This is a genomic window from Fuerstiella marisgermanici, assembly GCF_001983935.1.
Classification (GTDB): Bacteria; Planctomycetota; Planctomycetia; order Planctomycetales; family Planctomycetaceae; genus Fuerstiella; species Fuerstiella marisgermanici.
Genome location: NZ_CP017641.1, coordinates 7,021,837 through 7,034,878, shown reverse-complemented (window position 1 = coordinate 7,034,878; position 13,042 = coordinate 7,021,837). Strand labels below are relative to the sequence as shown.

The window sequence follows — 13,042 nt, the reverse complement described above, 5'->3', positions numbered from 1 at the left end:
GGGCGACACGATCCTTTCAGGTAGCCGTTCATCACTGTTCGCTGCGAAAAATGCGTTCCAGCCGCTCGGTCAATTCTCGTCGAGCCCGGAAGATCCGACTTCGGACGGTGCCGATGGGAATGTCGAGAATGCTGGCGATTTCTTCGTAGGACATCCCGTCGATTTCTTTCAGCACCAGCGGCTGGCGAAATTCTTCGGCCAGTTGTAGCAACGCATTCTGCACCAGTTCAACGTGCTCCGCACTGACCATGCGGGATTCCGGATTGGTATCGGCACTGTCATCCGTGGGCGAATGGCCCGTCGCGGCCACATGGCGGTCCAGAGACTGGGTCGGCAATCGCTGTCGACGTTTACGAGTGATAGCAGCGTTCATGGCGATGCGGTACAGCCACGAATAGAAAGCAGCATCCTGGCGGAACGATTTCAGGTTCTTCCACGCAGACACGAATGCCTGCTGAGCGGCGTCCAATGCGTCATCGCGCGAACCGAGCGCGTGTTCAAGACTGTGGACGAGACGGTCCTGGTAGCGTTGCACCAGCACGCCGAAGGCATCCGAACTGCCGTCCGTTGCCTGCTGTATGAGCTGATTGTCGGAAGGTTGGTCCACGCGGTGAATGTGGGCTTGCGGGTACGACTGAAGAAGTGGCCGACAGGATGCGAATTCGACCGAATTCCACCGCCGTTGGCAATCGAGCGACCTATTTCACTTTCGTCGCCAGCTTTCCGTTGGCTCCGGTGGGGATGTCGCCGTTTTTCCGTTGCAGCCAGATCATCAGGCCGCAACCCGACACGAACAGGCCGATACTCATCAGCTGCGAAAACGTCAGGCCCGTCCCCATGCGACCCGGTTCGTCATCCCGAATGATCTCCAGCACAAACCGATTGATCGGATACAGAATCCAGCCCAGCGCAAGAACGGCACCTTCAAACGGGCGGCGGCGGAAGAACCACATCAGCAGTCCCGCCAGAGCAAATGCCAGCACAGAGCTGTAGATCTGTGACGGGTGCAGTGCGATTGTTGTGAGTTCCGTGCCCGGTGCGACGGATTTTAACGCGGATGTCGCGATAGGAACGCCGTCGGCTTCCAACAGCTTCTGCTGAGTGGCCTCCGACCGCGCCGCAAGGCTTTCGAACGTCATACTGTCAGAAGGAAAGTGAACCGCCCACGGCAGCGAACAGGCCGCGCCGAAGCAGCAGCCATACAGAAAACAGCCTATGCGACCAAAGCCGAGCCCCACAAACAGCGACGGCATCAGGACGTCGCCAAGCTGCAGTGGGCGGATATTGTACTTCCGGCAATACGCCAGCATGCCCACCACGCCGCCAATGATGCAGCCGTAGAACACGATGCCGCCATCCCATAAAGCGATTGTCGCTTTCAGGATTTCCAGACCCTGTTTGCCGGCGAATACTTTGTCGCCGTATTGCATGAGGTAAACGATTCGAGCCCCGATGATGCCGGGAATCAAAAGCCACATCATCAAATCCCAGATCACGTCGGCATCAAGGCCAACCGACTTCGCTCGCCGACTGGCCAGAAACGTGGCGGTGGAAAATCCAACGAACAGCATGAAGCCATAGCCGAAGAGCGGTACGCCCGAATTGGCCAGCGGCTGGCTGATGAGCGGAATCATCGCAACGCCAGCGGGCACTGCCCCCCAAAACACCAGCGACGACAGCACTTGTTTGGAATCCCGCGTGACTCGCCACAGGACACCGAGACTCACCAGCGCAATCAGCGCCCACACGGCCAGAACCCAGCCACAACCGACCAGCAGTTCGTTGCCGACCGATTCCATTCGCCAGTATTGGTCGAAGACGATTCTGAGTAAGACTTTTCGCATGCGAAATAATGTAGCCGATTTATGCCGCAGGGCGAAATCGCAGAATCTGATTATCAATCAGCCGCGTTTTGCCCAGTTTCGCCGCGACCAATGCCGTGGCTGTGGCCGGGCGATCGTCCACGTTTTCCAGCGTTTCCGAGTCGACGATGACGGCGTAGTCCAATTCTACCCCGTCGGTCGAGGAAATCATCTGCCGCATTTGGGCCTGAATTTCGGCCGCAGAGTCCCCCGAATTCTCTGCCCGGTCAGCCGCAAACCGCAACGCTCGCTGCAACGCCAACGCTCGCTGACGATCGTCCGGCGACAGGTAACGATTACGGCTGCTCATCGCGAGACCATCGGGCTCACGAATAATCGGGCACGTCACGACTTCGATGCCCCAGTCAAGGTCGCGGACCATTCGTTTGATGACAAGCTGCTGCTGATAATCCTTCTGCCCGAAGTAGGCTCGATCCGGAACCGTGACGTTAAACAGCTTTGCCACGATGGTCGTTACTCCGTCAAAATGCCCGGGCCGCATTGCACCTTCCAGCTTCGTTGTGAGCTTATTGACCCGAACGGTCGTTTCGGCGTCGGCCAGATACATGTCTGACGTATCGGGCGTAAAAACAAGGTCTGCATCCGCGTTTTTGCAGCGGCTCAGGTCATCTTCCAGAGTTCGCGGATAGCGTCCGAAGTCTTCGTTCGGGCCGAATTGCGTCGGGTTAACAAAGATTGTTGCGACGACGAAATCGCAGCTCGCCCGAGCCGCTTCGACCAGGCTGACGTGCCCGGCATGCAGAGCTCCCATCGTCGGGACGACTCCGACAACGGCCCCGCGACTGCGCTGTTGTTGGACAAGTTTTCGAACGGCGTTTGGTTTTGCTTCAACAATCATGAGCGTGCGTTGTTGTTGGAGGCACAAAAGAAAAAAGCCCGGCTTTATCAAAAGCCGGGCTTCTATGATCCTGATTTCTGCCGACAGTGCGCTCTACAGCGAATCTCGCTGACTTGTGGCCGCGGAACAGGCGTTTCGGACTACGAAGGCTGTTTCCCACGAGCCCCGACCGGCCACAGCAACAAGGACACTGCTCTAGAAGCTGTATTTCCGGTTGTTGCGGTCGAAATCGGCATCGGACAGGCGAACGTCCGTCTTCACATTCATGAAGGTGTAGTCCTCCACGATGGGCGCCGGGGCACCGGCCTTTCTTGGAAACCCAAACGTTTGAATACGAACCGGAATTCCGGTGGCCGAATCAACCCACAAACGCACTTTGTGATTTTTGAACTGGCGAAACGGCTTTGGATGAGTGCTCTCAATCACGCGGCACGTCATGTCGCCCAACTTGGCATCTTTGAAGTACTTGACTTCCGTACCCTGATATTTTGCTTCTTCTTCCCACGTCTTAATCGTTTGGCGAACCATGTTGGCAATTCCTGCCATGGTGATTGGGTACCGATTGTCACTCATCGCCATCGGGTCGGTCGGTGCCAGTTCCATTGAGCCGGCAATGCTAAGCAATCCGGCGGCGTGAGCGACCAGTTTGCCGTCGTTTTGGCCTTCGACATACAGCACTTCGCGGCCTGTGTGAGGCTTGTCGAAGTGCAGGTAGACGCTAAAAGGCTTGTGCCGAATTTTGATCTGCATCTGGTGCGACACAGTGGTCGAGCCAACGACTTCCTTCTTGTAGAAGGTCGCAGTGTAGCCTGGCATCGCCTCAACTTTTTCGAGGCACGATTTCGCATACCGAATCGCAGGCGCCAGTGGATGCTCGCTCGGCTTGTCCGCTTCTTCGGCGCGAACAAGACTCGGTGCCGCGATAAAACACAGCAACAGACAGAATTGAATTCGTGGAATTCGCATGACGTTACCCAAACAGTTGAAGGCGGTTGAGCCCCAAACTTCTTAAAAAATTTCCCGATTCGAATCCGAATCAGTGTCGCCCGCTGGCCGGCGACTAACCCGACTTTTCAGAAGACTATTCTATACCTGGTGAGCCAAAAAAAAGACCCATTCAGGCGAATTGCTGGCAGAGACACGCCGCCGTGGCAGTGAAGTTCTCCACTTTTTTAGTTATATCGGCTGAATCACACCTTGTCCGTGCCCGCGATATGCCGAATAGTGCCCGGCCCAAACTGAGATTGTGGCGTTTCGGACATATTTATACACTTCGGCAATATCTGCCTGATTGGAGAAGGATTCTCCAGAATTTGACGTGGAAATTGGAATGGACTCCTCACGCGGCGGACCGCTCACAACATTCATCATGACTCTGCCACTGATCGTGGTTCCCGCACTAGCGTTGCTGCGGCCAGCCGATCAGGAAGGCAGTTTGCTGCACAGCCTGCTGTCTGCCGGTACGCGCGCCGTAAGCGGTGAGTCTGCGGAATCTGCTGGCAAAGATGGTAATTTAGATCCGTTTGAGGATCTTTTTACGGAAGTCACGGAATCAGCTTCCGAATTCGAGCCAGATACGGCTGACGACAGCGCCGGGCTCGATGACGACCTGTTTGCCGAAGCGAGCGGGACGGCACTGGCGGATGACTTCGAATCCAGTTTCGGTGCCCCCCCTGTTGCGAGCGCACCCCCTACAACCGCTTCTCCGATCAATACTGCCCAACCGCCGCCGGTCGATTTGGCCGCCGATCCCCAAATTGGCCAGTTGATGGCTCAGCTAAAGCAAATGGGAGTTCGACGCACACTTTGGTTCTCGCCTGGCGATCAGACAGTTGGTTTCGTCGCCTTCTTCAGAGCCGGTCAGGGCATTGTCAGTTATCGGTTTAGTGCCGTTGCAAACTCGCGCGCGGCGGCCATCGCTGACGTGATCGGACAGGCTCGCCGCTGGCAGGAAACTCAAGCGGAATGATTGGTCCCCGCCGTTCATTGCGTCCGCTGAGTCCGGCATTCGCGAAATCGCAAATTGGCCGCTCAAGCGAAACCTGCGAACTGCAGCGCGGCCGAATGCGCAGCGGGCCACTGTTTGTATTGAAGGACACGATCGACGATTCGAAGATCGCGGCCAACGGAACACTCGTGAGGTCCAAACGCCTGGCTCGCCTGGAAGCCGTGCTACTCATTTCACGGACGCCACTATCGCCAAAGAAGGTCGCTCAGCAGGCAGGCCTGGTGGATGGAAAAGAAGCTCAGCAGTTGATTGAGCTACTGAACACCAGCTACGACATGACCAATTCGGCATTCCGCATCGAACGCACGGCCACCGGCTTTCTGATGATGACTCGGCCGACACTCGTCACATGGCTGGACCGTTTGCATCAGCGCCAATCGCAAATGAAGCTGTCGCAGCCGATGATGGAGACGCTGACGATCGTCGCGTATCAGCAGCCGATCACGCGAGCTGCCGTCGAATCAATTCGCGGCGTGCAGTCTTCAGACATGATCCGCCAATTGATCGATCGAAGCCTCGTACGCGTCGGGGGCGAAGAAGATTCTCTGGGGCGACCATTCTTGTATGTGACCACGCGACAGTTTTTGGACATGTTCGGCCTGGGCCGCGTCGAAGACCTGCCCGACTACGAAACGATTGGTCGTCAGCGCGAGGTCAAAATGGTGGGCGATGAAGACTTGAGCGAAGCGGCGGGTGCTGAGTCCGCGAATGCGGCCGAGCCTACTTCACCGGAATCTGAGGATCCGGCAGACCAGCAAGCGGCTTGATCAGTTCAAAGACTTCGTCGTTGATATCGCGGACCGAACGCAGTTCGCCATCTTCGTTTAGACTTTCGACAATCTGCCAGTCGTCGCGCTGTTCTGCCACCGTCACATAGCAGGCTCGCACCTTCTCCAGATACGGCAAATTCGCTTCCTGAATATCGGCTTCGTTGTCCGTGTAGTCGCGCGCCGCTTTGCGACTGACGAGTTCACGGCTCCAGTTCGAACTGATGTCGATCAGGATATTCAGGTCCGGTCGCGGCAGGCCGAAGACGACGTGTTCCACATGATCGATCCACTTCAATAATTCGGCTCGTTCTTCGCCCTGCAGCTTGGCCGACTGATGAGCCAGGTTCGAGCCTGTGAAGCGGTCGAGCACCACGACATCGTGCGTGTCCACCGCCTGTTGCAGCACCTGCTTCGATTCGAAACGATCTCCGGCGTATAGCACCGCCGCAAGCTGCGGATGCACCTGATCCAACGACCCAAACCGACCATTCAAAAAATCGCCAATCGCCGCACCGAATGTGGTTTCGGAATAACGAGGGAACTGGAGTCCCGCCGTGCGGACTCCGGCAGCCGTCAGCCGGTCCACCAGGTGCTTACACTGAGTTCCCTTCCCTGCTCCGTCAATTCCTTCGATAGCGATCAGGGCGGTCATGGTGCGTCCAGAGTTGATAGTGCATGTTGCGGAGTTACAGAATGGCCGTCCGTGCGAATGGCGAGCACGCGATTTCGATCTGCATCTTCAGCGACACAGCGAACGAAGTTGCCGAGGTCGCTTTCTTCGCCGGGCACTTCCGTGGGGATGTACCACTGATCTGTGCCCTTCACCCAACCGGGGCGTTCGTCACACATTCGTTCCGCCAGCACAACTTGCTCAGCGCGTGAGTCAATGCGGCTACGGTAGAAATCCAGAGCCAGTTCCCGCTCAAGATCCCCCAGCGCCTGCACTCGATCTTTAATGACCTGAGGCGGCACCTGGTTTTCGAAAGTTGCAGCCGGGGTTCCATCGCGTTTACTAAACGGAAACACGTGCACCTTCATAAAACGAGCCTGTCGGCATGTTTCCAGCGTCTGTTCGAATTCCGCATCGGTTTCGCCAGGGAACCCAACGATGACGTCCGTTGTGAAGGCTGGATCGTTGCCCAGCATGTCGCGAATCTGATCAAGTCGCTGTAGAAACCGGTCTACTCGGTAGCGTCTTCGCATCCGTTGCAGCACAGAATCAGATCCGCTTTGCAGCGCCGGATGAAACTGAGGACAGAGGTGTTCGCAGTCGCCGGCCGCCTTGATGAAGTCGTCGTTCACTTCGACCGTTTCAATGCTGGACAGACGCATCCGCCAATCACCCGGAATCCGGTCGAGGCGACGGAACAGATCCCACAGTCGTTCCGGTTTCTCACCGGGCGGAAGGTTATTCGTGTCGATCCCAAAGTGCCCCACGTGAACGCCGCTGATCACGATTTCGCGGTAGCCGTTGTCAACCAGTCGGCGAATCTCGTCTTCGATGCTTTGCGGGCGGCGGCTGCGAAGGCCAGGTCGGACGGTCGGAATGATGCAGTACGAACATTTCAGGATACAGCCGTCCTGAATCTTCACAAACGCTCGATGATGACCTTCGAATTCGCTGATCCCGGCGGGCATGTCGACGATGCCAAACCGTCCCAGCACATCCGGCAGTTCGCGTTTGTCGGTGACAACTTCGATCACATTGGGAAGTTCGCTGACCGCCTGCGGGTCTCGTGTGGCGTAGCAGCCCATCACGATTGTTTTCGTGCCAGGATTCTTTCGAGCCAGTTGGCGAATCACCTGTCGTGACTTGCTGTCGCCCGTGTTCGTCACGGTACACGTATTCACGACGCACAGGTCGGCCGATTCGTCATCCGCGGCTTCCCTGAACCCGCCGGCGCGCAAGGATTCGCGGACCAGTTGAGTTTCGTATTGATTCACCTTGCAGCCGAGCGTCACAAGGCGACAGGTTCGTTCGGGATTGACCACGGCGAATGACCTTCAATCATGCGGCAGAGGAAAATTGACGTACGCCAACGGCGTTCATTCCGATGGATTTCAGGCTTCTGCACTATTGACTGACAGATAGTGATGTCCCCGCCGCCGATCCGCAATTGTGGTATCGCGAGATGTCTGAAATTCCTCTACTTACGATGGAAACGGGCGATTTTGAGACGCGTTTTTTATTCGAACGGTACTTCCAGCAGCACCAGCCGATCGTACAGCGAATCCCACGACTGCACGGAAGCCAGCGTCTGGTACGAATGGCCGCGTTGCAGATGTTCGACCGAATCGTTTGAGCTGTCGACGGTGAAAAGCTGGACAGGCTGATCTGTTCCAGCCAGTTTGCCGGTAATTGTCCTGCCGTTGCGGTGTTGACGAGTTTCGCCCGAAAAGCCATACGTCGACGTAACTCGATCAACAACGATATCGATGTCGTAGGTGTGCCCCTTCGCCGCCGAAAGGATTTCGGAGCGTTCGTTGCCAAACCGTCCGGCCTGTTTGATTCCGTTGATCAACGTCAGCAGCGGCGCGACACTCTCGCCATCAGCGGATTGGCCGATGGGTGGCGGAACATCGGCTCGCCGAGTTGCCGGTCCGGAATCCATCCAGTCTTCGGCGGCAGTCACCGACGACGTGTCTGTGTCGTTGCTGGCGTCAATCCTGGGTGATTCGCCATCCAGAAACTCTGCGGCCACAACTTGCAGTTCTGTCGACTTTTTCCAGTCTGGGAAACGAGGAATATCGATCCGCGTTTCGATGCGCCAGTTCACTTTGTTCGACGGTGCCTTCAGGCTCCACGCTTCCAGTGGTGGAATCGCCACGCAGAACGATTCGGACACCTCCATGCCGCCCTGCAGCACGCCCGCAGGCATTAAGACCTGAGTCTCTTCGTGAAGTTTGTGCCGGTGAGTTGTGGCATTGGTACCACTGCCCGACGTAGCGGATTCTTCCGCAATCAGTTTGGCCGTAATGCCATTGATCATGAACGATTTCTTCGGCGTAAAATTCAACTCCACCGGCATCTGTTCGCCAGGCGCGACCACGACATGGGGCACGGTGAATTCCACATCTCCGACTCGGCTGGCGATCGCTTTCTTCCACGCCCAATAGCAACCGGCTCCAACAAGGAGAATGGGTCCGAGGAAAATGAATACTGGCCCGAGCGCCAACCCAAGGACAACCAGGAACGCAATAAGGCATCCCTTAGCAAGCCCCTTGACTTCGATGGCCTTGGCTTCAAGCTTAACAATTTCGCTGCGATCGCCGGTAATCTCCGCTGGCCGTTCGCCAGCCTGCAGAATGAATTCTTCCTCGTGTTTCGGATCAATCGCCCAGGGCACGTCGACGGCAACCTTCACATAGTGATCGACGTTGATGTAGTGGCCGCGATACGTCAGCGGCCAGGCGTCTGCCTGAAATTCAAACGGCAGCAACAGCTCTTCGCCGCTTTGAAGAGGCACCATTTCTGACAACACAATGTCCTTCTTCTCTCCGGTGTCCGTGTTGCCGCGGCCGTGAGTCTTCCAGTAATACGTCAGCAGGATACCGTTGCAGCGAATGTCTTTGTTCACCTTGATGTGAACTTCCCCAGTGACGGTATCGCCCCCCCGGTAAGTGCGGTCAGGCTGGTCGAACGTAATTTGGATATCGCACCTGGACATTTTTCGTTCCGTTCAGACTTCTTTATACACAGCGAATGTTATTGAGGCTTTGAAACGTGACGTACATCTCGTGAATGGCACTCCGTATGTCGGGGCCGTACTTTTTCAGCAATCGGTGCACCGTCCCCGAACTGATCGACGGAATCGCTCCGGCGTCACGTCGTGATTTTTCAATGCGAGCGTTCAACAGTTGCTGCAGACGTTCCGCGTTCGTCGCGTGCTCAACACGAATCGTTTCCACCGTGCGCCCGGACCTCAGGAGTTCGCCTGTGAAGTCGCGGTGAGTCCCCAGAACCAACGGCACGTGAGCACGGAATGTGGTCAGTCGCTGCCACCATGTCAATCGCTGAGCTTCGTCGATAATTATGGGGGCGCCCGCCGGAACCGCCGCGCGCTGGCCTTCCGGGATATGCACGTAACCCGCGTCCGGAAATCGCGATCGAATCGCCAGCAAATGAGTCGTCTTGCCGTACCCTTTCTCGCCGATGAACTGAACAGTGTGGCGTGGCTGCCGCAGGCGATGTACTGCAGCTTCGACGTCAACAATCGCCAGCGTGGCCCATTCCTCAAGCGACAGTTCGCCGAAGGGATTTCGCCGCAGATTCAAGTGTTCGTAGGGCAGCCTAAGGGTTGAGGACGCGTTCATACCCGGATGTTAACTACGCGACAAACATTCGTCATGCACGTTGAAAAGAACTGCTGCGGACGCAGTGTCTGGACGAGTTATCATTTCCACGAGGCATCTGCCTGAGTACACTCAACCTTCTGCCGTCCCGTCTTTTCCCGGACTGTACCCGCAACCATGACCCAACCGCCAATAAACTGCAACTCCGCTAACCGTCGTGCTTTTCTGGGCAATGCGGGTCTTAGCATCGGTTCGGTCGGGCTGGCGTCATTGCTGGCGGGCGAATCGTCTACAGCCGCAGAACGTTCGCTGCAGCCGCACTCCACACCCAAAGCCAAAGCGGTCATTTTTCTGTTTATGGCGGGCGGGCCCAGTCATCTGGAATTGTTTGACTACAAACCCAAACTCGCCGAACTACACGGGCAGGCTCCGCCGGAAAGCTTCACCAAAGATCGCCGCTTCGCCTTCCTGAAAGGCACGGAAAAACTGCTGGGGCCTCAGCCACGTTTTGGCCGTTACGGTGAAAGCGACGTTCAGCTAAGCGACCTGCTGCCGCATCACCGCAACATTGTGGACGATGTGTGTTGGTTGAAGGGCATGAACACCGATGTGTTCAATCACGGGCCCGCCAAAATCTTTATGCAAACCGGCTCGCCTCAACCCGGTCGCCCGTCGATTGGTTCATGGGTGACTTACGGCATCGGCAGCGAATCACAAAATCTGCCGGGCTTTGTTGTGCTGCAGTCCGGCCCGCGAGGACCTCGGGGTGGTTCTGCATTGTGGTCCAGCGGGTTTATCCCCAGCAATCATCAGGGAGTCCCTTTTCGAGGGCAAGGCGATCCAATTCTTAATCTGCAGAGTCCCACCGGCTTTGATGAATCGGCTCAACAGGAATTCACGAGTGCCGTTCGCAATCTCAATCAGGCTCGATTCGACACGGTTGGCGATCCGGAAATTCAGACTCGTATCGCTGCGTACGAAATGGCCTATCGCATGCAAATGAGTGCTCCCGAACTGATGGACATCAACAGTGAACCGAAGAGCGTGATGGATCTGTATGGAGCCGAACCAGGCAAACCTTCATTCGCCAACAATGCCCTGCTGGCTCGAAGACTGGTTCAGCGTGGTGTTCGATTTGTGCAGTTGTACCACACCAACTGGGACCATCACGGAGGTACAGAATCCTTAAACGCGGACCTTCCTCTGCGGTGCAAACAGGTCGACCAGGCATCGGCCGCGCTGGTGCAGGACCTGAAGCAACAGGGGATGCTGGACGACACTCTGGTCGTGTGGGGCGGAGAATTCGGGCGCACACCGATGGGTGAAATACGAGCGTCCACCGGCCGAGACCACCACATCGACGCCTTCACGATGTGGATGGCCGGCGGCGGCACAAAGCCAGGCGTGACTCTTGGCCGCACGGATGAACTGGGCTTCGGAGTTGTCGAAGGCGCGACGCATGTTCATGACTTACAGGCCACGATACTGCACCTGCTGGGCCTGAATCACGAACAACTGACGTACCGCTTCCAGGGTCGCGACTTCCGGCTCACAGACGTGCACGGCCGCGTGATCGAAGAAGTGCTGGCGTAGCGCAGCTAAAGCAGTTTACCTTTTGTCGTGGACGGTTCGGGCTCGTGGCAAACAGCCTTCTTAGTACGAAACGCTTCTTCAGCGGCCACAATTCAGCGTAACACGCTTTAAGGTTTTTTCGTCGCGTACACGCTGTCGCCCTGTCGCTGAAACCAGTCAACCATGCGTGACCGAAGTGAATCACGAACGTCGGCATGTTGTTCGTCATTGATCAGGTTGTGTTGTTCGTCCGGGTCGCTGCTTAAGCGAAATAGTTGCTGACGATTTACGGCTGGGTACTCGATGTATTTCCATTCGTCCGTGCGGATCATTCGCTGGAAGTTGCGAAAGTAGCCGACCACAAAGTCGTGAACCTGGGTTGCTGTGCCATCCAGGACCGGTTGCAGGGACTTGCCATCAATCGCTTCGCCTGAACCATCGATTCCCGCGAGATCGCAAATGGTTGGAAACAGATCTCTTAAGTAGCACTGAGCCGAAAAACGTTCACCTTTCGGAATGCCGTTGCCGCGCATCAGCAGCGGAACACCAATCGTGTGTTCATACATGCTTTGCTTGCCTCGCAGCCCATGGCTTCCCACCGCAAGACCATGATCGCTGGTGAAAATAACGATCGTATCCTTCGCCTGATCACTGCGATCAACGGCTTCCAGAATGCGGCCGATCTGCTGATCCATATGAGAAATCACGGCGTAATAGGCTGCGATTTCCCGTCCCGTTTCTTCCGGCGTTCGCGGCCACTGGAACAGTTGTTCGTCACGTCCCGAAAAGTTGCCATGGTCAAACGGATGCTCCGGCAGGAAATTTTTCGGCAGCGGCATCTTTGCCGGGTCGTAAGTGTCTTCCCAGCCCGGAGGCAACAGCAACGGGTCGTGAGGCGCGGTGAAATTGACGTGCAGAAAGAAGGGTTTGTCAGGCTTGGAATCGATCACGCTGATCGCGGCATCAGCAAAATGCCGACTGATGTCCGCCGTCAGCCCCACGCCTTTTTCGGGAAACAGCTCACGCTGATCGTTCTGAAAAATCCAACCGCGGTAGCCTGTCATTGGCCGTCCCGCGAAATCGTTCTTCGGCGTCCAGAACTTACCACCGCCGCCACGATACAGTCCGCGTGTGTAGTCGTAGCCTCGGTCGATCGGCAGGCCATCGTTGTGCCATTTGCCAACATAAACCGATTCGTATCCGGCAGCCGAAAACCACTTGGCCATCGTGGGGATGTCCGGGTTGATGGGTTTGCCGAAGTCCATCACGCCGCACCGAAAGCCGCTGCTGCCGGTCAGAATTTCGGCACGGCTGGGAGTGCAAATCGGGTTCGCACACGTCGCTCGCGTAAAGCTGCTCCCCTGCTGCACCAGCCGGTCCAGATTCGGCGTCTGGATGATGTCGTTGCCCAGAGCATGAATCGTGTCCGGGCGTTGATCGTCGCTGACGATCAGTAGAATGTTGGGCGGATCGGCGAAGGCGGCTGCGGTGCCGAACACAAACAGAACAATAACGACTCGACTCATACGGACACCGCTTTCATTCAGTTTCACTTACATCAGCCAGCAGAGAGACGCGATTCGAATCAAAAAGTTTCGCTTCGCTCTTAATGTCAGATTGTGACAGACTTCTGGTATGAACGTGAGTGAGTTGGTTGCGGCCTCGTTCGTCAGATCGA

12 protein-coding genes are annotated in these 13,042 nt (G+C 56.4%); 3 read left to right on the top strand and 9 right to left on the bottom strand.

Annotation, left to right across the window (positions count from 1 at the left end; genetic code table 11):
* Window positions 1-31: 31 nt before the first annotated feature.
* The 4 genes from Fuma_RS26465 to Fuma_RS26450 all read right to left on the bottom strand — a co-directional run bounded on the left by Fuma_RS26465 (window position 32) and on the right by Fuma_RS26450 (window position 3,687).
* Window positions 32-607: a sigma-70 family RNA polymerase sigma factor gene (locus Fuma_RS26465; RefSeq protein WP_077026768.1), complete on the bottom strand. Its 576-nt coding sequence runs from the start codon at window positions 605-607 to the stop codon at window positions 32-34.
* Between the two features lie 91 nt (window positions 608-698).
* The gene (locus Fuma_RS26460; RefSeq protein ID WP_077026767.1) at window positions 699-1,844 is read right to left on the bottom strand and encodes a prolipoprotein diacylglyceryl transferase; all 1,146 of its coding nucleotides are present in this window, start codon (window positions 1,842-1,844) and stop codon (window positions 699-701) included.
* 19 nt (window positions 1,845-1,863) lie between these two features.
* The gene (gene panC / locus Fuma_RS26455) at window positions 1,864-2,721 is read right to left on the bottom strand and encodes a pantoate--beta-alanine ligase (protein WP_077026766.1); all 858 of its coding nucleotides are present in this window, start codon (window positions 2,719-2,721) and stop codon (window positions 1,864-1,866) included.
* Window positions 2,722-2,916: 195 nt separating this feature from the next.
* On the bottom strand, window positions 2,917-3,687 hold the full coding sequence (locus tag Fuma_RS26450) for a DUF1571 domain-containing protein (RefSeq protein ID WP_077026765.1): 771 nt from the start codon (window positions 3,685-3,687) through the stop codon (window positions 2,917-2,919).
* Between the two features lie 364 nt (window positions 3,688-4,051).
* Here Fuma_RS26450 and Fuma_RS26445 point away from each other — a divergent pair, with 364 nt between their 5' ends.
* Together Fuma_RS26445 and scpB are read left to right on the top strand one after the other, a co-directional pair.
* A complete protein-coding gene (locus Fuma_RS26445; RefSeq protein WP_145944389.1) occupies window positions 4,052-4,690 on the top strand; it encodes a hypothetical protein in 639 nt (212 codons plus the stop codon).
* Window positions 4,687-5,496, top strand: a complete 810-nt coding sequence (scpB, locus tag Fuma_RS26440; protein ID WP_077026763.1) for an SMC-Scp complex subunit ScpB — start codon at window positions 4,687-4,689, stop codon at window positions 5,494-5,496. Before Fuma_RS26445 ends, scpB begins: the two co-directional genes overlap by 4 nt.
* On the opposite strand, the gene Fuma_RS26435 is transcribed toward scpB, so the two are convergent.
* The 4 genes from Fuma_RS26435 to Fuma_RS26420 all read right to left on the bottom strand — a co-directional run bounded on the left by Fuma_RS26435 (window position 5,450) and on the right by Fuma_RS26420 (window position 9,813).
* The gene (locus tag Fuma_RS26435) at window positions 5,450-6,151 is read right to left on the bottom strand and encodes a nucleoside/nucleotide kinase family protein (RefSeq protein WP_077026762.1); all 702 of its coding nucleotides are present in this window, start codon (window positions 6,149-6,151) and stop codon (window positions 5,450-5,452) included. The genes scpB and Fuma_RS26435 overlap by 47 nt on opposite strands.
* Window positions 6,148-7,491 (bottom strand): tRNA (N(6)-L-threonylcarbamoyladenosine(37)-C(2))-methylthiotransferase MtaB, encoded by a 1,344-nt coding sequence (gene mtaB / locus Fuma_RS26430; protein ID WP_083732343.1) that lies wholly within the window; start codon window positions 7,489-7,491, stop codon window positions 6,148-6,150. Before mtaB ends, Fuma_RS26435 begins: the two co-directional genes overlap by 4 nt.
* Window positions 7,492-7,685: 194 nt before the next feature.
* Window positions 7,686-9,167, bottom strand: a complete 1,482-nt coding sequence (locus Fuma_RS26425; protein WP_077026761.1) for a vacuolar protein sorting-associated family 26 protein — start codon at window positions 9,165-9,167, stop codon at window positions 7,686-7,688.
* Between the two features lie 22 nt (window positions 9,168-9,189).
* The gene (locus tag Fuma_RS26420) at window positions 9,190-9,813 is read right to left on the bottom strand and encodes a hypothetical protein (RefSeq protein ID WP_077026760.1); all 624 of its coding nucleotides are present in this window, start codon (window positions 9,811-9,813) and stop codon (window positions 9,190-9,192) included.
* A gap of 156 nt (window positions 9,814-9,969) precedes the next feature.
* Here Fuma_RS26420 and Fuma_RS26415 point away from each other — a divergent pair, with 156 nt between their 5' ends.
* On the top strand, window positions 9,970-11,385 hold the full coding sequence (locus tag Fuma_RS26415) for a DUF1501 domain-containing protein (RefSeq protein WP_077026759.1): 1,416 nt from the start codon (window positions 9,970-9,972) through the stop codon (window positions 11,383-11,385).
* Between the two features lie 107 nt (window positions 11,386-11,492).
* On the opposite strand, the gene Fuma_RS26410 is transcribed toward Fuma_RS26415, so the two are convergent.
* Window positions 11,493-12,890 carry a sulfatase family protein gene (locus Fuma_RS26410; RefSeq protein WP_083732640.1) on the bottom strand — a complete coding sequence of 466 codons (1,398 nt, stop codon included), beginning with the start codon at window positions 12,888-12,890 and terminating at the stop codon, window positions 11,493-11,495.
* Window positions 12,891-13,042 lie beyond the last annotated feature (152 nt).

Coding starts and splice junctions, on each gene's coding strand:
- Fuma_RS26435 (WP_077026762.1), bottom strand. CDS start 6,151: ATGACCGCCCTGATCGCTATCGAAGGAATTGACGGAGCAGGGAAGGGA.
- Fuma_RS26410 (WP_083732640.1), bottom strand. CDS start 12,890: ATGAGTCGAGTCGTTATTGTTCTGTTTGTGTTCGGCACCGCAGCCGCC.
- Fuma_RS26425 (WP_077026761.1), bottom strand. CDS start 9,167: ATGTCCAGGTGCGATATCCAAATTACGTTCGACCAGCCTGACCGCACT.
- panC (WP_077026766.1), bottom strand. CDS start 2,721: ATGATTGTTGAAGCAAAACCAAACGCCGTTCGAAAACTTGTCCAACAA.
- Fuma_RS26450 (WP_077026765.1), bottom strand. CDS start 3,687: ATGCGAATTCCACGAATTCAATTCTGTCTGTTGCTGTGTTTTATCGCG.
- Fuma_RS26420 (WP_077026760.1), bottom strand. CDS start 9,813: ATGAACGCGTCCTCAACCCTTAGGCTGCCCTACGAACACTTGAATCTG.
- scpB (WP_077026763.1), top strand. CDS start 4,687: ATGATTGGTCCCCGCCGTTCATTGCGTCCGCTGAGTCCGGCATTCGCG.
- Fuma_RS26445 (WP_145944389.1), top strand. CDS start 4,052: ATGGACTCCTCACGCGGCGGACCGCTCACAACATTCATCATGACTCTG.
- Fuma_RS26415 (WP_077026759.1), top strand. CDS start 9,970: ATGACCCAACCGCCAATAAACTGCAACTCCGCTAACCGTCGTGCTTTT.
- Fuma_RS26460 (WP_077026767.1), bottom strand. CDS start 1,844: ATGCGAAAAGTCTTACTCAGAATCGTCTTCGACCAATACTGGCGAATG.